Source organism: Sulfitobacter sp. 1A12157, assembly GCF_043557345.1.
Taxonomy (GTDB): Bacteria; Pseudomonadota; Alphaproteobacteria; order Rhodobacterales; family Rhodobacteraceae; genus Sulfitobacter.
In genome coordinates, this window is sequence record NZ_JBIFFV010000005.1 from 172,602 (window position 1) to 192,677 (window position 20,076).

Consider the following 20,076-nt stretch of genomic DNA (forward strand, 5'->3'; position numbering starts at 1 on the left):
GGTCAACCTGCGCCTTCTGCCTTTTTCAGCAGGCGCAGGGCTTCTTTCACTGCGAACGGTTTCATCGCCTCCCCATGGGCGGCGATAAAGCCACGGGTCCGCTCGGAGTCGTGTTTCGACAGGTCGCGCAGCCACCAGCCGATTGCTTTTTGAATGAACCAGCGGTGATCCGGCACCATCGTCGCGGCCCAGCCAAGGATGCGGTCCCGCGCGGCCAGTTCCTCCGGCTTGGGATTGTTCTGCTTGGTCCATGGCAGGGTAGAGACGAGCGCCGCGCGCCGTGTCCAAAGGTGATCCGAGGCGACCCAAGCTTCCACCTCGTCCAAGCGGGTGGGATCGGCCACCAGACGTTTCTGCGCCGCCATGCTGGCATGATCGGCAATCGCCCAACTGTCGAAATCCGCGGTCCAGCTTGCGATCAACGCCCAGGCGGCCTGATCATCGGGGCGCAGCCGCGCTTGGGTCAGCAATTTGGCCGCGGCCACACGCGCCTCGAAAATGTCGGACTGCCACAGCCCATCGGCGAGGGCGACACGGCCTTCGACATCCAGCGCCGCCCGCCACGTTTGCGCAAGCGCCGCGATCTCTGGGTTGGTCAGGCCGAGATAGCGCCGATCGGTCTTATGATAGGCGCGCATCTCTTCCGCGCGGACCGGGTGGGCCTGCGCTTCGAGTTCTTCCAATGCAGTCTCAGGGGTCATTCCACCGTCACCGATTTCGCCAGATTGCGCGGCTGGTCCACATCCGTGCCCTTCGCCACGGCGGTGTGATAGGCCAGCAGCTGCGCCGGAACCGCATAAAGGATCGGGGCCAGCGCATCCGGCACCGGGGGCATCTCTATGCTGAACCAGACGCCCTCATTGGCCTCGGCCTGACCTTTGGCGTCGGAGATCAAGATCACCTTGCCCTTGCGGGCCATGACCTCTTGCATGTTGCTGACGGTCTTGTCGAAAAGCGCGTCGCGCGGCGCCATGACCACCACCGGCACATGCTCATCCACCAGCGCGATGGGGCCGTGTTTAAGTTCACCCGATGCATAAGCTTCGGCGTGGATGTAGCTGATTTCTTTGAGTTTCAACGCGCCTTCAAGGGCGAGGGGGTACATCTGGCCCCGGCCAAGGAACAACACGTCGCGGGCGTGGGACAGCTTGAGCGCAGCCTCCTGCATCGTGTCGTTTTGCTCCAGCGCGGTGCTGATGATTGCGGGCAGCCCCCGCAGGGCTGAGATGTGATCGGCGAAGGTGTCGGTGCTGATCACCTCGCGGTCCCGCGCGGCTTTGAGCACCAGCGCGAAGAGCACGACCAACTGGCAGGTGAAGGCTTTGGTCGAGGCGACGCCAACCTCGACACCGGCGTAGATCGGCAGCGCCAGATCGCTTTCGCGGGCGATGGAGCTTTCGGGCACGTTGATGACCGACAGGATGCGCGCGGCCTTGCCCTCGCAATAGCGCAGAGCAGCCAGCGTGTCGGCGGTCTCACCCGATTGGCTGACGAAAACCGCCAGTGTGCGGGGCGGGATCGGCGGCTCGCGGTAGCGGAATTCCGAGGCGACATCGATCTCAACCGGCAGGCGGGCGATCTGTTCAAACCAGTATTTCGCGGTGAAACAGGCATAGGAGGCGGTCCCGCAGGCGACCATGAGGATCCGGTCAAACTGCGTAAAATCAATGTCCTGCGCGCTGATGTTGATCTCGCCATCGGGGGTGAGGTAGTGGCCGATGGCCGCGCCGATCACGCCGGGTTGCTCGGCGATTTCCTTGGCCATGAAGTGTTTGTGCCCCGCCTTATCGATGCGGGTATTGTCGATCTGCACGGATTTAATCGCGCGGTTGGCAAGCGCCCCGTTGCGGTCGGTGATCTCCACCGAGGTCCGGGTGATGACGGCGCAATCGCCTTCTTCCAGGTAGGCGATCTGATGGGTGAGTGGGGCAAGCGCGATGGCGTCACTGCCCACATACATCTCACCCTCGCCATAGCCGATGGCCAGGGGCGAGCCCTTGCGCGCGGCGATCATCAGGTCGTCGTGACCGTCAAAAAGGAAAGCCAGCGCGAAAGCGCCTTCAAGGCGGGCAAGCGTCTGTTTGGCGGCCGCCACCGGGTCTGCGCCCTGCGCCATGTGATGCTGGGTTAAAAGGGCCACGGTCTCGGTATCGGTCTCGGTCACGAATTGCGCGCCATGTTCGGCCAGTTCGGCCCGCAATTCGCGGAAGTTTTCGATGATCCCGTTATGCACCACGGCCACCGGCCCGGCCTGATGCGGGTGGGCGTTGGTGACGCTCGGTGCGCCATGGGTGGCCCAGCGGGTGTGACCGATGCCCGACTTGCCTGCCAGCGGCTCATGCACCAGCGCGTCCGAGAGGTTCACCAGCTTGCCCAAGGCGCGACGGCGCTCAAGCTTGCCTTCGTCGAGGGTCGCGATTCCCGCGCTATCATAGCCGCGATATTCCAGCCGCTTCAGCGCTTCCACCAAGATCGGCGCGACTTCATGGGTGCCCAGCACCCCCACAATTCCACACATAATTAGCTGCCCCTCTGCAGTTTGGCCTTCTTGGCCTTTAAAATTTCGAACATCTTGCGCGCCATGCCGGGTTTCTCAACCTGCGGGGCGCGTGACAGGGCCAGCGCCTCTGGCTCCACGTCCGAGGTGATGACCGAGCCCGAGCCGGTCATCGCGCCCTCGCCGATGGTCACCGGGGCCACGAGCATGGTGTTCGACCCGATGAACGCCCCCGCGCCGATGGTGGTGCGATGTTTCATCACCCCGTCGTAATTGCAGGTGATCGTGCCCGCGCCGATGTTGCTGCGCGCGCCCACGGTGGCGTCGCCGATGTAGCTCAGGTGGTTGACCTTGGCCCCTTCGGCGATCTGCGCGTTCTTCACCTCGACGAAATTCCCGATGCGCACGTCTTCGGCCAGTTCCGCGCCGGGGCGCAACCGGGCGTAGGGGCCGACGACCCCGCCGCGTGAGACATGGCACCCTTCGAGATGCGAGAAGGCACGGATGGTGCTGCCGGATTCCACGGTGACATTCGGGCCGAAGACGACATTCGGCTCCACCACTGTATCGCGCCCGATGAAAGTGTCGCGCGACAGGAAGACGGTTTCGGGGGCGACCAAGGTCACGCCATCTTCCATCAACAGCGCGCGGGCGCGGGATTGGAACGCGGCTTCGGCCCTCGCCAGATCGGCGCGGGAATTCACGCCCATGGTCTCGGCCTCGTCGCAGGTAACGACCGTGGCGCTGCGGCCCTCGGCGCGGGCGATGCCGATGATATCGGTGAGGTAGTATTCTTCCGAAGCGTTGTCGTTGCCGACCTTGTCGATTAGATCGAAGAGCAGTTCGGATTTGCAGGCCACCACGCCCGAGTTGCACAGGGTGATGGCGCGTTCTTCGGCGGAGGCGTCTTTGAACTCGACGATCCGCTCCAAGGCCTCGCCCTGCATCACCAGGCGGCCATAGCGGGCGGGATCGGCAGCCTCGAACCCCAGAACCGCGACATCATGCGTCGTCAGCGCCTCTTGCATCTTCTCAAGCGTCTCGGGCTGGACGAAGGGCGTGTCCCCGTAGAGCACCAGCGCCATGCCGTCGAACCCGTCCAGCGCCGGGCGCGCCTGTGCCACCGCATGGGCGGTGCCCAATTGCTTGGTCTGTTCGACGACCTGCGCGTCTTCGTCAAAGAGGGTGGCGGCAGCGCGGACCTGATCGGCCCCGTGGCCTGCCACCACGACCGTATGGCGGGGGCCGAGCATGGCGCCCGCGGCCATGGCGTGCTCCAGCATCGGGGCGGAGGCCACGCGGTGCAGCACCTTTGGCAGGTCCGAGTTCATCCGTGTCCCCTTGCCCGCGGCGAGGATGATCAATGCAGTTTCCATGTAAATCTCTTTGTCCTTCAGCTTGCATTCTCTTTACGCGCTTCGCACAAAGGCGCAAGGTTGCGGCCCATCAAACTAGATTGCGGTCTGCAACACGATGCCATTTTGCAAGGCGGGGTTCCGCCCAAGGAGTACCCAGTGAAGACAGTCGTTTTCGATCTCGACGGCACTTTGGCCGATACCTCGGGTGATTTGATCGCCGCCGCCAATGCCTGTTTCCGTGACATGGGCGAGGGCGATGTGCTGGTCCATGCCGAGGATGCAGGCACCGCGCTGCGCGGCGGGCGGGCGATGCTCAGCTTGGGGATGCAAAAGCTGGGCCGTGCCGATGACAGGGCGACGATCGACCGCTATTACCCGATGCTGCTTGAGGCCTATGGGCGCGACATCGACACCCATACCATCATGTACCCCGGCGCGATGGAGGCTGTGGCCGCCCTCAAAGCCGCAGGCTACCGCGTCGCGATCTGCACCAACAAACCCGAGGCTTTGGCGGAGCTTTTGTTGACCCGTCTCGGCGTGCGCGACGCATTTGGCGCGATGCTGGGGGCCGACAGCCTGGCCGTGCGCAAACCCGACCCCGAACACCTGTTCGAAACCGCCCGCCGCGCCGGGGGCGATCCGGCGCAATGCGTGTTGATCGGCGACAGCGACACCGACCGCAAGACCGCCAAAGCCGCAGGGGTTCCTTGCGTGCTGGTGACCTTTGGCCCCTCGGGCGAAGATATGGCCGCGCTGGAGCCCGAAGCGCTGCTGGACGATTTTGCCGATCTGCCGGAGGTCATCGAACGTCTGCTCGGCAAAGCCGCCTGATGGCCGAGCGGTTCACCGGCAGTTTCACGCAGCAAGAGCCGATCCCCGAAGACGCGATCGAGGCGGCGGTGGCGGTGATGCGTCACGGCCGGTTGCACCGCTATAACACCGCCCCGGGGGAGGTGGCCGAGGTTGCCCTGCTGGAGCAGGAATTCGCCGCGATGACGGGGGCAAAATACTGCCTTGCCGTGGCCTCGGGCGGCTATGCCATGGCCACGGCGCTGCGCGCGGTGGGGGTGAAACCGGGGGACCGGGTGCTGACCAATGCCTTCACGCTCGCCCCGGTGCCGGGGGCGATTGCGTCGCTCGGCGCGGTGCCGGTCTTTGTCGGCGTGACGGAGCAGCTGGTGATCGACCTCGACGATCTCGCCGCCAAGGCGGATCAGGCCGATGTGCTGCTGCTTAGCCATATGCGCGGCCATCTGGTGGACATGGACGCTCTGATGGCGCTTTGCGATGCGCGCGGCATCACGGTGATCGAAGATTGCGCCCATACGATGGGGGCGGCGTGGAACGGCAAGCCATCGGGCTCGCAGGGAAAGATCGGGTGTTTTTCCTGCCAGACCTATAAACATGTGAACGCGGGCGAGGGCGGGTTGCTGATCACCGATGACGCCGAGGTCGCCGCGCGGGCGATCATGCTGTCGGGGTCTTACATGCTCTATGACCGCCACGCCGCCGCGCCGGGGCCGGAGGCCTTTGAGACGATCCGCTATGAGACGCCCAATATCTCGGGCCGGATGGACAACCTGCGCGCCGCGGTGCTGCGCCCGCAGTTGCGGCGGCTGCCGGAACAGGTGGCGCGCTGGAATGAGCGCTATCGGAGGATTGAGGCGGGGCTACGCGACACGCCGGGGCTCACGGTCATCGACCGGCCCGAGGCCGAGAGCATCGTCGGCTCGTCGATCCAATTCCTGTTGAAAGACTGGTCGGCGGCGGATGTCGAGGCGGTGCTGGCGCGCTGTGCTGCGCGCGGGGTAGAGTTGAAATGGTTCGGCAGGGCCGAGCCTATGGGTTTCACCAGCCGCTACGACACATGGCGCTATGCGCGGGCCGAAAAAATGCCCGCCAGCGATGTGGTGCTGGCGGGGTTGATCGACATGCGCGTGCCGCTGACCTTTTCGCTTGAGGATTGCGCCTTGATCGCGCGGATCATCCGGGCCGAGGTCAGCGCCGTTTTTCAGAGCAGATAGGCTTAGAAACGGATGGTGCCGTGTTTGCCCATGTCGGGCTTCTGGCCTGTTATCTGTGCTTTGCCGATCTCATAGAGGAACTTGAACCCGCCATCGGTGGCCCAAACCTCGGCTTCGGTGAGGTCAAAGCGGATCAGCTGCACGTCCGGGTCTTGCTTGCCGTCTTCAAACCATGCCCCCGCGATGGCGTTCCAAATCTTGTCCAGCTCGGTCGGGTTGGTCACGGCGGAAACATGGCCGTCGATCCGCGCCCAGAGGGATTCGTCCTTGCTGGCAATCATGTATTCGGCGGCGGCGCGCCCCTCGGCAGACTTTGCCAGATCGGTGCCCTTGGCGGTGATGAACCACAGCACGGCGGCGCGGTCGTCTTCGTCGATGTAATGGGTCATCGGGATCGCGCGGGCGGTCTTGGTCATCAGCATCCCAGCACGGGTGTCGTCCAGACGGTCCCAGAACTCTTTTTTCAGATCATCGCTCATTTGCATCTCGCTTTGTTGTAGTGTTCGCTTGGTCGCAGGGCCAACCCGCCGCGGCGCGGGGCGGTTCCACATCGCGCTGCTTGACGCAAAGCGGGCGGGGCGGTAGGTAATGAACAAGCGTTCAATAAATCGGGGGGGGGAGAAGCCGTGTTCAACGCAAGTATGCAGTTCGATCTGGGCGAAGACGTAGGCGCGCTGCGCGAGATGGTGCACCGCTGGGCGCAGGAGCGCGTCAAGCCGATGGCCGCCGAGATCGACACCAAGAACGAGTTTCCCGCCGAGCTATGGGGCGAGATGGGCGAGTTGGGTCTTCTCGGCATGACCGTCGAGGAGGAGTTCGGCGGCTCGGGGCTGGGCTATGTCGCTCATACCGTCGCGGTGGAAGAGATCGCCCGGGCCTCGGCCTCGGTCTCGCTTTCCTACGGTGCGCATTCCAATCTTTGCGTGAACCAGATCAAGCTGAACGGCACCCCGGAGCAAAAGGCGCAGTTCCTGCCCAAGCTCTGCTCGGGCGAACATGTCGGCGCGCTGGCCATGTCCGAGGCGGGCGCAGGCAGCGACGTGGTCAGCATGAAACTGCATGCCGAGAAGCGCAACGACCACTTCCGCCTCAATGGCAACAAGTATTGGATCACCAACGGACCCGACGCCGAGACGCTGGTGGTCTATGCCAAGACCGACCTCGAGGCCGGCTCAAAGGGCATCACCGCCTTCCTGATCGAGAAGTCGATGAAGGGTTTCTCGACCTCCAAGCATTTCGACAAGCTTGGGATGCGCGGCTCGAACACCGCCGAGTTGATCTTCGAGGATTGCGAAGTCCCCTTTGAGAACATCCTCGGCGAAGAGGGCAAGGGCGTGCGCGTGCTGATGTCGGGCCTCGACTACGAGCGCGTCGTGCTGGCGGGCATTGGCCTTGGCATCATGGCCGCCTGCCTCGATGAGATCATGCCCTACATGGCCGAGCGCAAGCAGTTCGGCCAGCGCATCGGGGACTTCCAGCTGATGCAGGGCAAAATGGCGGATATGTACACCGCGATGAATTCCGCGCGGGCCTATGTCTACAGCGTGGCGCAGGCCTGTGACCGCGGCGACGTGACCCGTCAGGATGCGGCGGCCTGCTGTCTCTATGCCTCTGAGCAAGCCATGGTGCAGGCGCATCAGGCGGTTCAGGCCATGGGCGGCGCGGGCTATCTGTCGGACAACCCGGTGGGCCGCATCTTCCGCGACGCCAAGCTGATGGAGATCGGCGCCGGCACCTCCGAGATCCGCCGCATGCTGGTGGGCCGCGAGATGATGGGGGCGATGTGATGCGCGCCCTCCTGCTGGGCTGCACGCTTTTGGCGGGGCCGGTGGCTGCGCAGGATATCACCTATTCCGATGCCGCCACGGCGGACTGTCTGGCCGGGGCCGAAGAGTTCACCGACCAGCGCGCCTGCATCGGCCTTTCCGCCAACCTCTGCATGGAAGGGCCGGGCGGCTATTCGACCGTTGGCATGGGTGGCTGTCTCGATGCTGAGTTGACCTTTTGGGACGGTCTGCTGAACGAGAATTACCGCGCACGCATGGTGCAGGCGAAATCCGCCGATGAGGAGAATGCCCTCTACCAGCCGCAACTGCCGTCGCAGGCCGAGGCGCTGCGTGACATGCAGCGCGCTTGGATTACCTTCCGCGATGCCGCCTGCGATTATGAACGCAGTCAATGGGGCGGTGGCACGGGCGGCGGGCCTGCAACCTTGGCCTGTCTGATGCATATGACGGGGGAACAGGCGCTGCGTTTGGGGGCGGCCTATTAACCGCGTCTCGCTGTGGCGGCCAAACAGGACGGAGGGATCGGGATGGAAAACCTGATAGAACTGGAGACAGAAGGCGGTGTGATGCACCATTTTCTGCCCTGGCTGATCGAGGGGTTCGAGATCCTCGCCGCGGTCATCGACATCGCCGCCATCATTCTGCTGCTGATAGGGGCGGCCCGTTTCCTGACCGGGGTGACGATCGCGGAGATCGCCCAGAAGGGGCCGGAGCGTGTGCGCCGCACCAACCGCGAGCGGATCGAATTGGGGCGCTACATCCTTGCCGGGCTGGAACTGTTCATCGTCTCGGATGTGATCCACACCGCGATCAGCCTGCGGTTTGCGGATCTGCTCTTCCTGCTGATGCTGGTCATCATCCGCTCCATCACCTCCTTCTTTCTCGACCGGGAGTTGGAGCAACTGAAGAAGGAGCTTGGCGATGACTGACTTTGCCGACCTGAAAGCGCTCTACGTCAACTGCTCGCTCAAGAAGACCCCGGGCGACAGCCACACCCAGCTTCTGATGAACGCCAGCGCCGGCATCATGGAGGCGCAGGGCGTGGGTGTCGAACATCTCTACCTGCTCGACCACCAAGTGCCGCCCGGCGTTTACCCGGACATGACCGAGCACGGCTGGGACCGCGATGATTGGCCCGCGATCTGGAAAAAGGTGCTGGCCGCCGACATCCTCATCATCGGCACGCCGCTGTGGCTGGGCGAGGAGAGTAGTGTCTGCCGGGTCTTGATCGAACGGCTCTATGCGATGTCGGGCGAGCTCAACGACAAGGGCCAGTCGGTGTTCTACGGCAAGGTCGGCGGGACCATCATCACCGGCAACGAGGACGGCATCAAGCACGTCGCCATGACCACCGGCTTCGCGATGAACCACCTTGGCTACACGATCCCGCCGCAGGCCGATTGCGGATGGATCGGCGAGGCCGGGCCGGGGCCGTCTTACGGGGACGAAGTGGACGGCAAGCGCGCGGGTTTCGACAACGAATTCACGCAGCGCAACACCACCATCATGACATGGAACGCCCTGCATCTGGCGCGGATGCTGAAGGGCGCGGGCGGCTATCCGCGCCAAGGCAACGACCGCGAGGCCTGGGACGCGGGCGCGCGGTTCGATTTCGAAAATCCGGAGTATCGAAGCTGATATGAAGAACGAAGGCGACTGGCCCCTCTGGCAGGGCAATATGGCGGCGCAATGCCTCGCCCAGCCCGATGATGCACTGGCAATCATCGACCTGACCGCTACAGAACGGCGCGACGTGAGTTACGGCGCGCTGCACGAGATGGTCGACGGTCTGGCCCGCGCGCTGAAAACACAGGTCGCGCTCGGTGACCGCGTCGGCGTGCTGCTCAGCCAATCGCCATGGTGTGCGGCGGCGCATCTGGCGATCTGGAAGATCGGCGCGATCTCGGTGCCGCTGTTCAAACTGTTCAAACGCGATGCGCTGGCCAGCCGGGTGGGCGACGCGGGTTGCGAAATCGTGCTGACCGACGCCGAGGGCGCGGACCGTCTGGGCGATCTCGCAACCCCGTGGATTGCGGCGGAGGCAGGCGTGGAGGGCGAGGCGGTGGACTTCGCCGAGGTTGGCCCAGAAGACCCCGCCGTGCTGATCTACACCTCCGGCACCACCGGCACGCCGAAGGGCGCGCTACACGGGCACCGGGTGCTCTCGGGCCATCTGCCGGGCGTGTCGGTCAGCCATGACCATCTGGGGCAGGCGGGCGATTGCCTCTGGACCCCGGCGGATTGGGCTTGGATCGGCGGTCTTTTCGACGTGGCGATGCCGGCGCTCGCGCTTGGCGTGCCGGTGGTGGCGGCACGGATGCCGAAGTTTACCGTCGAAGGCTGCGCCGAGGTGATTTCGCAAGGCGGCGTGCGCAACGTGTTCTTCCCGCCCACGGCGCTGCGGATGCTGAAGGCCGCTGTTGTATCCTTGCCCGGCCTGCGCTCGGTCGCCAGCGGCGGCGAGCCTTTGGGGGCGGAGATGCTGGCCTGGGGGCGGAAAGCCTTCGGGCTAGAGATCAACGAGTTCTACGGCCAGACCGAATGCAACATGGTGGCTTCCAGCTGCGGCGTGGATTTCCCCGCGCAGCCGGGCTGTATCGGCAAGCCAGTACCGGGCTTCGAGATCGCCGTGCTGGACGCGGACGGCAAGCCTACCGATGCCGAGGGCGATGTGGCGGTGCGCAAAGGCGCCCCTTCGATGATGCTGCGCTACTGGAACCGGCCCGAGGAGACGGCGGCCAAGTTCCATGGCGACTGGCTGCTAACCGGCGACCGCGGCATATGGGAGGGCGACTACCTGCGTTTCGTGGGGCGCGAGGATGACGTGATCACCTCCGCCGGCTACCGCATCGGCCCGGCGGAAATCGAGGATTGCCTGCTGACCCATGACGCGGTGGCCACCTGCGGCGTGGTCGGCAAGCCCGACGCGCTCCGCACCGAGATCGTGAAGGCCTATGTGGTGCTGAAACCGGGTGCCGAGGTCGAGGCAAGGGAACTGCAGGAGTGGGTGAAGGAAAGGCTCGCCAGCTATTCCTACCCGCGCGAGATCGCATTCGTGGAAGACCTGCCGATGACCGTCACCGGCAAGGTGATCCGCAAGGAATTAAAGCGTGTGGCGGCGCGAGAGAATGAGGACGTAACATGAAACTGACATCCCAAGCCCTGCCTTCCTCGGATGCCTATAAGGCCAATGAGTTGGCGCATCTGAAAGCCCTGAGCGAGGTCCGCGAGGCCGCCGAGGCCGCCGCCCTCGGGGGCGGCGAGAAGTCCCGCGCGCGGCATGAGAGCCGCGGCAAGATGCTGCCCCGCGAGCGGGTGGCGAACCTTCTCGACCCCGGCAGCCCGTTTCTGGAGATCGGCGCCACCGCGGCGCATGGGCTCTACGACGGGGCCGCGCCCTGTGCGGGCGTGATCGCGGGCATCGGACGGGTGCAGGGGCATGAGGTCATGGTGGTCTGCAACGACGCCACCGTGAAGGGCGGCACCTATTACCCGATGACCGTGAAGAAACACCTCCGCGCGCAGGAGATTGCCGAGGCGAACCATCTGCCCTGCATCTATCTGGTGGACTCCGGCGGCGCGAACCTGCCCAATCAGGACGAGGTTTTCCCCGACCGCGACCATTTCGGCGCGATCTTCTATAATCAGGCGCGGATGAGCGCCAAGGGCATCGCCCAGATCGCCGTGGTGATGGGCTCTTGCACCGCCGGTGGCGCCTACGTGCCCGCGATGTCGGACGTGACCATCATCGTGAAGGAACAGGGCACGATCTTCCTCGCCGGCCCGCCGCTGGTGAAGGCCGCGACCGGAGAAGTTGTCTCGGCCGAAGACCTCGGCGGCGGAGACGTGCACACCCGTCTGTCGGGCGTGGCCGATTACCTTGCCGAGGACGACGCCCATGCGCTGGCACTGGCGCGTCGCGCGGTGGGGCAACTCAACAAGAGCAAGCCCAAGACGGTGGATTGGGCCAGCCCCGAGGAGCCGGCCTATGACCCCGCCGAAATGCTGGGCGTCGTGCCCGCCGACCTGCGCACGCCCTATGACATCCGCGAGGTCATCATGCGGCTCGTGGACGGCAGCCGTTTTGATGAATTCAAGGCGCGCTTCGGCGAAACGCTGGTCTGCGGTTTCGCCCATGTGAAGGGCTGCCCCATCGGCATCATCGCCAACAACGGGGTGCTGTTCTCCGAAGCCGCCCAGAAGGGCGCGCATTTCGTGGAGCTTTGCAGCCAGCGCAACATCCCGCTGGTGTTTTTGCAGAACATCACCGGCTTCATGGTCGGCCGCAAATACGAGAACGAGGGCATCGCCCGCCACGGCGCCAAGATGGTGACGGCGGTGGCCACCACCAATGTGCCCAAGATCACCGTGCTGGTGGGCGGCTCCTTTGGCGCTGGCAACTACGGCATGTCGGGCCGCGCCTACCGGCCGCGGTTCCTCTGGACATGGCCCAACAGCCGCATTTCTGTCATGGGCGGCGCGCAGGCGGCAGGCGTTCTCGCCACCGTCAAGCGCGACGCGATGGAACGCGCGGGCGAGACATGGACCGAAGAGGAAGAGACCGCCTTCAAGCAACCCACGATCGACATGTTCGAGGAGCAGAGCCACCCGCTCTATGCCTCGGCACGGCTGTGGGACGACGGGATCATTGATCCGCGCAAGAGCCGCGACGTGCTCTACCTGAGCCTCTCGGCCAGCCTGAACGCGCCGATCGAGCCGACGAAATTTGGATTGTTCCGGATGTGATCGACGCGCGGCTCCGGGGGGACACCCCCGGAACGCTCGCCATATTTGGAGCCAGAAAGAGATGAAAAGGGTAGGGCATGTTTGACACGATCCTGATTGCGAACCGGGGTGAGATCGCCTGCCGGGTAATGGAAACGGCGCAGGCCATGGGGGTGCGCTGCGTGGCGGTGTATTCGGACGCCGATGCGGGCGCGAAACACGTGGCCATGGCGGATGCCGCGGTGCATATCGGCGGCTCGGCGCCGGCGGAGAGTTATCTCAAGGGCGATGTGATCATCCAGGCGGCGCGCGATACCGGCGCTCAGGCGATCCATCCGGGCTACGGGTTCCTGAGCGAGAACCCCGATTTCGTGGAGGCGGTCGAGGCCGCCGGGCTGACTTTCATCGGACCCTCGGCCAATGCCATTCGGGCAATGGGCCTGAAGGATGCCGCCAAGGCGCTGATGGTCGAGGCGGGCGTGCCCGTGGTCCCGGGCTATCACGGCGCGGATCAGGACGATGCGCTGCTGGCCCGCGAGGCCGAAAAGATCGGCTACCCGGTGCTGATCAAGGCGGTCGCCGGCGGTGGCGGCAAGGGCATGCGGCTCGTTGAGGAGGCGAAGGGGTTTCAGGCGGCACTGGACTCTGCGCGCTCCGAGGCCAAGACCGCCTTCGGCAACCCGGACGTGCTGGTCGAGAAATTCGTCACCAAGCCGCGTCACATCGAGGTGCAGGTCTTTGGCGACGGCACCCATGCGGTGCATCTGTTCGAGCGCGACTGCTCGCTCCAGCGCCGCCACCAGAAGGTGATCGAAGAGGCACCCGCGCCGGGCATGACGGCGGAGATGCGCGAGGCCATGGGGCAGGCGGCGGTGCGCGCCGCCGAAGCCATCGGCTATGCCGGGGCGGGGACGGTGGAATTCATCGTCGACGGCTCGGGCGGGCTGTCGACCGACGGGTTCTTCTTCATGGAGATGAACACGCGGCTTCAGGTGGAGCATCCCGTGACCGAACTGGTCACCGGGGTCGATCTGGTGGAATGGCAGCTGCGTGTCGCGGCGGGCGAGGCCCTGCCGAAGCGCCAGGAGGCGCTGACGATCAACGGCCAAGCCTTCGAGGCACGGCTTTATGCCGAGGACGTGCCGAAGGGCTTCCTGCCCGCCACCGGCACGCTCACGCATCTGTCCTTCACGCCCCAGACCCGCGCCGACAGCGGTGTGCGGGCGGGCGACACGATCAGCCCCTTCTACGACCCGATGATTGCCAAGGTCATCGTGCATGGGCCCACGCGGGACGTGGCGCTCTCGCGCCTGCGCGCGGCGCTCAAGGGGTGTGAAGTCGGCGGCACGGTCACCAACCTCGCCTTCCTCGGCGCGCTGGCGGAACACGAGGGGTTTGCCAAGGGCGACGTGGATACCGGCCTGATCGCGCGGGACATCGAGGCGCTGACGGCCCAGCCCGAGGTGCCGGGGCGGCATTTCGCACTGGCCGGGATGGCGGCGCTTGGGCTCGATGAGCCGCTGGCCGAGGCGGGGTTCAACCTATGGCGGCCGCTGCGGCGGCAGGTGATGCTGGCCCGCGACGGCGAGGAACATCTGCTGAAGGTGCGGGTGCTCTCGGAGGACGTGCAGCTTTGGACCGTGGGCGACCATGAGGTGCGCGCCGAGCGCATTGCGGGCCGCTGGAAGATTGATGGTCATATAGCGCCCCCGGTCTCGGTCGCGGGCGACGTGGTCACGGTTTTTGACGCCTATGGCATCGCCTTTGACGTAATCGACCCACTTGCCCGCGCTGCCGCCGCCCATGGCGACGGCAATATCGTCGAAGCGCCGATGCCGGGACTGGTGCGCGCCATCGACGCCGAGGTCGGCCAGAGCGTCGCCAAGGGCGACCGTCTGGCGGTGCTGGAGGCGATGAAGATGGAGCATTCGCTGCTCGCGGCGCGCGACGGCGTGGTGGCCGAGGTGCTGGCACAGGCCGGTGATCAGGTCGAGGCCGGCGCGGCGCTGGTGCGACTGGAAGCTGAGGAGGGCGCATGATTACGCTGCACCACTGTCCGCAGACCCGCTCGATGCGCACGCTCTGGCTGCTGCATGAGCTGGACGACGTCGAGTTTCAGGTCAAAATGCACGCCTTCGACCGCAGCCTGCGCGACCCGGAATACCTCGTGCTCTCGCCCGCGGGCCGGGTCCCGGCGCTGGAGATTGACGGCGAGCGCATGTTCGAGACCGGGGCCATCACCCAGTACCTCTGCGAGCGTTACAGCCCGGACCGCATGGGCCGCTCGGTCGGCAGCCCCGACCGCATGGCCTGGCTGGTCTGGGTGCATTTCGCCGAGACCATCAGCCAGCACACCGCGGCGCTGACCCAGCAGCATATCGCCCTGCGCGAGGACCATATGCGCAGCCCCATCGTGATGAAGCTCGAGGCGGCGCGGATCGGCAAATGCTACGACGCGCTCGAGGCGCGGCTTTCGACGCCATTGGAGAACCGCGACTACCTGCTGACCTCCGGCTTTTCCGCCGCCGATATCTCGGTCGGGCAGGCGGTCTACATGGCGCGGCATTTCGTGACGCTGGACGACCACCCCTCGGTCGCGGCATGGTACGAGCGGATCACCGAGCGCGAGAGCTTCGCGCAGGCGCTGCCCGAGGGCGCCAAGCTCTACGAAAAGGATTTCTACGCGCCATGGCCGGTCGAGTGACCATGGCCCAGTCAGGGAAGGAAAGCGGCCAATGAGCCTTGGACCATGTGAGATTTTCGAGGTCGGCCCGCGCGACGGGCTACAGAACGAGAAACGCGAGATCCCCGTGGCCGAGAAGGTGGCGCTGGTGGACAAGCTGAGCCAAGCGGGCTTTGCCCGCATCGAATGCGCCAGTTTCGTCAGCCCCAAATGGGTGCCGCAGATGGCCGGTTCGGGCGAGGTGCTTGCGGGCATCCGCCGGGCCGAGGGCCTGCGCTATGCCGCACTAACGCCGAACATGCGGGGCTACGAGGATGCCGTGGCGGCCCGCGCCGACGAGGTGGCGATCTTCGCCTCTGCCTCCGAAGGGTTCAGTCGGAAGAACATCAACGCCAGCATCGACGAGGCTTTCGAGCGGTTTGCCCCGATCCTTGAAGAGGCCCGACACGTGGATATTCCGGTGCGCGGCTATGTCTCCTGCGTGGTGGAATGCCCCTATGACGGCAAGGTCGATCCCGGCGAAGTGGCCCGCGTGGCCGACAAGCTCTTTGCCATGGGCTGTTACGAAATTTCCCTTGGCGACACCATCGGCGCGGGCACGCCCGACAGTATCGCGCGGATGCTGCTGTCGGTGCGCGACGTGGTGCCGGCGGGGCGGCTCGCGGGGCATTACCACGACACCCATGGCCGGGCGATCGCCAATATCGACGCGTCGCTCTCCATGGGGCTGCGGGTCTTCGACGCCGCCGTTGGTGGGTTGGGTGGCTGCCCCTATGCACCCGGCGCGGCGGGCAATGTCGCGACCGAGGCGGTGAACAAACACCTGACGGCACTGGGCTATGACACCGTTGTCGATCAGGCGGTGGTCGAAGAGGCCGCCGAAATGGCACGGGCAATGCGAGGCTGACATGTACGAGACACTGACGATCGAAACCGACGCGCGCGGGGTGGCGACGCTCACCCTGAACCGGCCGCAGAAACACAACGCCATGTCGGCGCAGATGCTGGCCGATCTGACCTCGGCCGCGGGCCGGCTGGCCGAGGATGACGCGGTGCGCGTCGTGGTCCTGACCGGCGCGGGGAAATCCTTCTGTGCGGGCGGCGATCTGGGCTGGATGCGCGACCAGCGCGATATGGACGCCGATACTCGCTCCGCGGAGGCGGGCAAACTGGCGACGATGCTGGGCGCGCTCAACGCGCTGCCCAAGCCGGTGATCGGCAAGCTGCAGGGCAATGCCTTCGGCGGCGGCGTCGGCATGGCCTCGGTCTGCGATGTGGCCGTGGGGGTCGACACGCTGAAGATGGGCTTCACCGAAACCCGGCTGGGGATCATCCCGGCGACCATCGGGCCTTACGTTCTGGCGCGGATGGGCGAGGGGCGCGCGCGGCGGGTCTTCATGTCGGCGCGCCTGTTCGATGCGGCGGAGGCGGTCAATCTGGGGTTGCTGGCCCGCGCGGTGCCGGCCGAGGAGCTGGACGCGGCGGTCGAGGCCGAGGTCGTGCCCTATCTTTCCTGCGCGCCGGGCGCGGTCGCCGCGGCCAAGAAACTGGCACAAGACTTGGGTGGAATCGCCACGCCCGAGGCGGTGGAAATGTCCATCGACGCGCTGGCGGCGCGTTGGGAAACCGATGAGGCCGCCGAGGGAATCGGTGCCTTCTTCGACAAGCGCAAAGCCGCTTGGGTGGTCTAGCGCAAGGCTTTGGCGAAATGGCTCTATTGCGGGCCCGTGGGCGGCATTAACCGGGCTTGGCCCGTTGACCCTACCCACGGGCAGAGTTAAACCCGTTCCAAGTTTGTCTGCGCGGGCTTTTGGCCTTTGCCTCATGCCGCGCACCGCGAAAGGAGCATCCCCTTGGACGACATGCTGCGGGAATACCTGCCCATCCTCGTTTTTCTGGCCGTGGCGATTGGCCTTGGCCTTGTGCTGATCCTCGCCGCCGTGGTCGTGGCCGTGCGCAATCCTGACCCGGAAAAGGTCTCGGCCTATGAATGCGGGTTCAACGCATTCGACGATGCGCGGATGAAGTTTGACGTGCGTTTCTATCTGGTCTCGATCCTCTTCATCATCTTCGACCTTGAAATCGCCTTCCTCTTCCCATGGGCCGTGGCCTTCAAAGAGGTGAGCATGGCGGGCTTTTGGTCGATGATGGTGTTCCTGGGCGTGCTGACGGCGGGCTTCGCCTATGAATGGAAGAAGGGAGCGCTGGAATGGCAGTAAAAGATGACGCACTCGTCACCCCGGTGATGGGCGATGGCCACCAAAGCCCGCGGGTGAAATCCGGCGCCTCCGCCCCCGCGGCCTACGGTCAATATGGCGCGGGGCCTGACCCTGAATTTGCCACCCAAAGCCTGAATGCCGAGTTGCAGGACAAGGGTTTCCTGCTGACCTCGACCGAAGACATCATCAACTGGGCGCGCACAGGCAGCTTGCACTGGATGACCTTCGGTCTGGCCTGCTGCGCGGTTGAGATGATGCACAGCTCCATGCCGCGCTATGACCTTGAGCGTTTCGGCACAGCACCACGCGCCTCTCCGCGCCAGTCGGACCTGATGATCGTCGCGGGCACGCTGACCAACAAGATGGCCCCGGCGCTGCGCAAGGTCTATGACCAGATGCCAGAGCCGCGCTATGTGATCTCGATGGGCTCCTGCGCCAATGGCGGCGGTTACTATCACTACAGCTATTCGGTCGTGCGCGGCTGTGACCGCATCGTGCCGGTCGATGTCTATGTGCCCGGCTGCCCGCCGACGGCGGAAGCATTGCTTTACGGTATCCTCCAGTTGCAGCGCAAAATTCGCCGCACCGGGACGATCGTGCGCTAAGGCAACCGCCTGCGCCGCAAGCGGGGCAGGCAGAAGGACAAAGCGCCAAAGGCGCGGGACAGTGAGATGGCGTTGATCGGCGCGTGGAAGGAAGATTTGCGATGAGCGAACAACTGCAGGAACTTGGGGCCTATATCGAAGCCAAACGCCCCGATTGCGTGCTCGGATGGGATGTCACCAAGGGTGAGTTGAACATGGATGTGGCGCTGGCCAATGTCGCCGGGCTTGTCGAGTTCCTCAAAGGTGATCCGACCTGCCGCTTCTCGACTTTGGTGGACATTACGGCGGTGGATTATCCGGGCCGGGCCAAGCGGTTCGACGTGGTTTACCATTTCCTGTCGATGTACCAGAACCACCGCATCCGCCTGCGCGCCGCCGCGCGGGAGAAGGACATGGTGCCCTCGATCACCGGCGTGCATCCCAGTGCCGATTGGTTCGAGCGCGAAGTCTTTGACATGTTCGGCATCATCTTCTCCGGCCACCCGGACCTGCGCCGCATCCTGACGGACTATGGTTTCCGCGGGCACCCGCTGCGCAAGGATTTCCCGACCACGGGCTATACCGAAGTGCGCTATGACGAAGGCGCCAAACGCGTGGTCTATGAGCCCGTCAGCCTCGTTCAGGAATACCGCCAGTTCGACTTCATGTCGCCGTGGGAAGGGGCCGATTACATCCTGCCCGGCGACGACAAGTCGGCACCCGACGGTCATGTGAGCAAGGACGCGAAGTAATGGGCGGGTTCGGCTGGCTGATCCTCTCGGCGCTGACCGCCATTCCGATGGTCAAACTGCTGCCGTTCTTCGGCATCAACAAATACTGGGCGGCGGCCTGTCTGATCCCGCTGGGCACGATTGCCCTGCTGTGGTGGATGGGCATGAAGCTGCAAGAACTGGAGAAACGGTAATGGACGGCGACATTCGCACAAAAGCCTTTGACGACGGGTCGACCGACTTTGAGTCCGGCGAGCAGAAGATTCGCAACTTCAACATCAACTTCGGCCCGCAACACCCTGCCGCACACGGGGTTTTGCGTCTGGTGCTTGAGCTTGACGGCGAAGTGGTAGAGCGGTGCGACCCTCATATCGGTCTGCTGCACCGTGGCACCGAAAAGCTGATGGAAAGCCGCACCTATCTGCAAAACCTGCCGTATTTCGACCGGCTGGATTATGTGGCCCCGATGAACCAAGAACACGCTTGGTGCTTGGCCATCGAAAAGCTGACCGACACGGTGGTGCCGCGCCGCGCCTCGCTGATCCGGGTGCTGTTCTCGGAAATCGGGCGCATTCTGAACCACCTTCTTAACATCACCACGCAGGCGCTGGACGTGGGTGCGCTGACGCCGCCGCTCTGGGGCTTTGAAGAGCGTGAGAGCCTGATGATCTTTTATGAGCGGGCCTGTGGCGCGCGTCTGCACGCGGCGTACTTCCGCCCCGGCGGCGTGCACCAAGACCTGCCGCCCGCGCTGCTGGACGATATCGAAGCATGGTGCGATCAGTTCCTCAAGAAGTTCATGGTCGACATTGATGAGCTGCTGACCGAGAACCGCATCTTCAAACAGCGTAACGTCGACATCGGCGTCGTCACCGAGGAGGACATCCTCAACTACGGCTTCAGCGGTGTGATGGTGCGCGGGTCGGGCTTTGCTTGGGACCTGCGCCGCGCGCAGCCCTATGAGTGCTACGACGAATTCGACTTTCAGATCCCCGTGGGCAAGAACGGCGACTGCTTTGACCGCTACCTCTGCCGGATGGAAGAGATGCGCCAGTCGACCTACATCATCCAGCAGGCGATCGAGAAGCTGCGCGCCCCCGAAGGGCAGGGCGATGTGTTGGCCCGGGGTAAGATCACCCCGCCTTCGCGCACCGCGATGAAGACCGACATGGAAAGCCTGATTCACCACTTCAAGCTCTATACCGAAGGGTTCCACGTTCCCAAGGGCGAGGTTTACTGCGCCGTCGAAGCGCCCAAGGGCGAGTTTGGCGTCTACCTCGTGGCCGATGGTTCCAACAAACCCTATCGCTCCAAAATCCGCGCGCCGGGCTTCTTGCATTTGCAGGCGATGGACCATGTGGCCAGCGGCCACCAGCTTGCCGATGTGGCCGCGATCATCGGCACCATGGACGTCGTCTTTGGAGAGATTGACCGGTGATGCCGCTGGCGTCACCCCGTTTTGAAGAAA

The 20,076-nt window shown here is 64.6% G+C and carries 21 protein-coding genes; 17 read left to right on the forward strand and 4 right to left on the reverse strand.

Annotation, left to right across the window (positions count from 1 at the left end; all coding sequences use genetic code 11):
- Positions 1-2 precede the first annotated feature (2 nt).
- The 3 genes from ACGYLC_RS10925 to glmU are packed head-to-tail and all read right to left on the reverse strand — an operon-like array spanning position 3 to position 3,873.
- Entirely contained in the window at positions 3-701 is a 699-nt protein-coding gene (locus ACGYLC_RS10925; protein ID WP_394422971.1) for a DNA alkylation repair protein, read from the reverse strand.
- Positions 698-2,518 (reverse strand): glutamine--fructose-6-phosphate transaminase (isomerizing), encoded by a 1,821-nt coding sequence (gene glmS / locus ACGYLC_RS10930; RefSeq protein ID WP_394422972.1) that lies wholly within the window; start codon positions 2,516-2,518, stop codon positions 698-700. Before glmS ends, ACGYLC_RS10925 begins: the two co-directional genes overlap by 4 nt.
- A 2-nt stretch (positions 2,519-2,520) precedes the next feature.
- Positions 2,521-3,873 (reverse strand): bifunctional UDP-N-acetylglucosamine diphosphorylase/glucosamine-1-phosphate N-acetyltransferase GlmU, encoded by a 1,353-nt coding sequence (glmU, locus tag ACGYLC_RS10935; RefSeq protein ID WP_394422973.1) that lies wholly within the window; start codon positions 3,871-3,873, stop codon positions 2,521-2,523.
- Between the two features lie 138 nt (positions 3,874-4,011).
- Here glmU and ACGYLC_RS10940 point away from each other — a divergent pair, with 138 nt between their 5' ends.
- Both ACGYLC_RS10940 and ACGYLC_RS10945 read left to right on the forward strand, forming a co-directional pair.
- On the forward strand, positions 4,012-4,686 hold the full coding sequence (locus ACGYLC_RS10940) for an HAD-IIIA family hydrolase (protein WP_394422974.1): 675 nt from the start codon (positions 4,012-4,014) through the stop codon (positions 4,684-4,686).
- Positions 4,686-5,879, forward strand: coding sequence for a DegT/DnrJ/EryC1/StrS family aminotransferase (locus ACGYLC_RS10945; protein WP_394422975.1), 1,194 nt, complete (start codon positions 4,686-4,688; stop codon positions 5,877-5,879). The genes ACGYLC_RS10940 and ACGYLC_RS10945 overlap by 1 nt, the downstream gene beginning before the upstream one ends.
- 2 nt (positions 5,880-5,881) lie before the next feature.
- On the opposite strand, the gene ACGYLC_RS10950 is transcribed toward ACGYLC_RS10945, so the two are convergent.
- Positions 5,882-6,358 (reverse strand): pyridoxamine 5'-phosphate oxidase family protein, encoded by a 477-nt coding sequence (locus ACGYLC_RS10950; protein ID WP_394422976.1) that lies wholly within the window; start codon positions 6,356-6,358, stop codon positions 5,882-5,884.
- 147 nt (positions 6,359-6,505) lie between these two features.
- Between ACGYLC_RS10950 and ACGYLC_RS10955 the strand changes: the two genes are divergently transcribed.
- From ACGYLC_RS10955 to ACGYLC_RS11025, 15 genes are all read left to right on the forward strand, one after another.
- Positions 6,506-7,666 carry an isovaleryl-CoA dehydrogenase gene (locus ACGYLC_RS10955; protein WP_394422977.1) on the forward strand — a complete coding sequence of 387 codons (1,161 nt, stop codon included), beginning with the start codon at positions 6,506-6,508 and terminating at the stop codon, positions 7,664-7,666.
- A complete protein-coding gene (locus tag ACGYLC_RS10960; protein WP_394422978.1) occupies positions 7,666-8,151 on the forward strand; it encodes a lysozyme inhibitor LprI family protein in 486 nt (161 codons plus the stop codon). Before ACGYLC_RS10955 ends, ACGYLC_RS10960 begins: the two co-directional genes overlap by 1 nt.
- A 42-nt stretch (positions 8,152-8,193) precedes the next feature.
- Positions 8,194-8,595: a DUF1622 domain-containing protein gene (locus tag ACGYLC_RS10965; RefSeq protein WP_394422979.1), complete on the forward strand. Its 402-nt coding sequence runs from the start codon at positions 8,194-8,196 to the stop codon at positions 8,593-8,595.
- Positions 8,588-9,304 carry a flavodoxin family protein gene (locus tag ACGYLC_RS10970; RefSeq protein WP_394422980.1) on the forward strand — a complete coding sequence of 239 codons (717 nt, stop codon included), beginning with the start codon at positions 8,588-8,590 and terminating at the stop codon, positions 9,302-9,304. Before ACGYLC_RS10965 ends, ACGYLC_RS10970 begins: the two co-directional genes overlap by 8 nt.
- A gap of 1 nt (position 9,305) precedes the next feature.
- On the forward strand, positions 9,306-10,811 hold the full coding sequence (locus ACGYLC_RS10975; protein ID WP_394422981.1) for an AMP-binding protein: 1,506 nt from the start codon (positions 9,306-9,308) through the stop codon (positions 10,809-10,811).
- Positions 10,808-12,412, forward strand: a complete 1,605-nt coding sequence (locus ACGYLC_RS10980; protein WP_394422982.1) for a carboxyl transferase domain-containing protein — start codon at positions 10,808-10,810, stop codon at positions 12,410-12,412. Before ACGYLC_RS10975 ends, ACGYLC_RS10980 begins: the two co-directional genes overlap by 4 nt.
- Positions 12,413-12,489: 77 nt before the next feature.
- Positions 12,490-14,430 carry an acetyl/propionyl/methylcrotonyl-CoA carboxylase subunit alpha gene (locus ACGYLC_RS10985; RefSeq protein ID WP_394422983.1) on the forward strand — a complete coding sequence of 647 codons (1,941 nt, stop codon included), beginning with the start codon at positions 12,490-12,492 and terminating at the stop codon, positions 14,428-14,430.
- Entirely contained in the window at positions 14,427-15,095 is a 669-nt protein-coding gene (locus ACGYLC_RS10990) for a glutathione S-transferase family protein (protein WP_394422984.1), read from the forward strand. Before ACGYLC_RS10985 ends, ACGYLC_RS10990 begins: the two co-directional genes overlap by 4 nt.
- A gap of 31 nt (positions 15,096-15,126) precedes the next feature.
- Positions 15,127-15,981, forward strand: coding sequence for a hydroxymethylglutaryl-CoA lyase (locus tag ACGYLC_RS10995; RefSeq protein WP_394422985.1), 855 nt, complete (start codon positions 15,127-15,129; stop codon positions 15,979-15,981).
- Position 15,982: 1 nt separating this feature from the next.
- Positions 15,983-16,765 carry a crotonase/enoyl-CoA hydratase family protein gene (locus ACGYLC_RS11000; RefSeq protein ID WP_394422986.1) on the forward strand — a complete coding sequence of 261 codons (783 nt, stop codon included), beginning with the start codon at positions 15,983-15,985 and terminating at the stop codon, positions 16,763-16,765.
- Between the two features lie 162 nt (positions 16,766-16,927).
- Entirely contained in the window at positions 16,928-17,293 is a 366-nt protein-coding gene (locus ACGYLC_RS11005) for an NADH-quinone oxidoreductase subunit A (protein WP_394399808.1), read from the forward strand.
- A complete protein-coding gene (locus ACGYLC_RS11010; protein ID WP_231886322.1) occupies positions 17,284-17,898 on the forward strand; it encodes an NADH-quinone oxidoreductase subunit B family protein in 615 nt (204 codons plus the stop codon). Before ACGYLC_RS11005 ends, ACGYLC_RS11010 begins: the two co-directional genes overlap by 10 nt.
- Positions 17,899-17,999: 101 nt before the next feature.
- Positions 18,000-18,629, forward strand: a complete 630-nt coding sequence (locus ACGYLC_RS11015; RefSeq protein WP_394399806.1) for an NADH-quinone oxidoreductase subunit C — start codon at positions 18,000-18,002, stop codon at positions 18,627-18,629.
- Positions 18,629-18,802 (forward strand): hypothetical protein, encoded by a 174-nt coding sequence (locus ACGYLC_RS11020; protein WP_167360195.1) that lies wholly within the window; start codon positions 18,629-18,631, stop codon positions 18,800-18,802. The genes ACGYLC_RS11015 and ACGYLC_RS11020 overlap by 1 nt, the downstream gene beginning before the upstream one ends.
- A complete protein-coding gene (locus ACGYLC_RS11025; RefSeq protein ID WP_394399804.1) occupies positions 18,802-20,046 on the forward strand; it encodes an NADH-quinone oxidoreductase subunit D in 1,245 nt (414 codons plus the stop codon). Before ACGYLC_RS11020 ends, ACGYLC_RS11025 begins: the two co-directional genes overlap by 1 nt.
- The last annotated feature ends 30 nt before the right edge of the window (positions 20,047-20,076 follow it).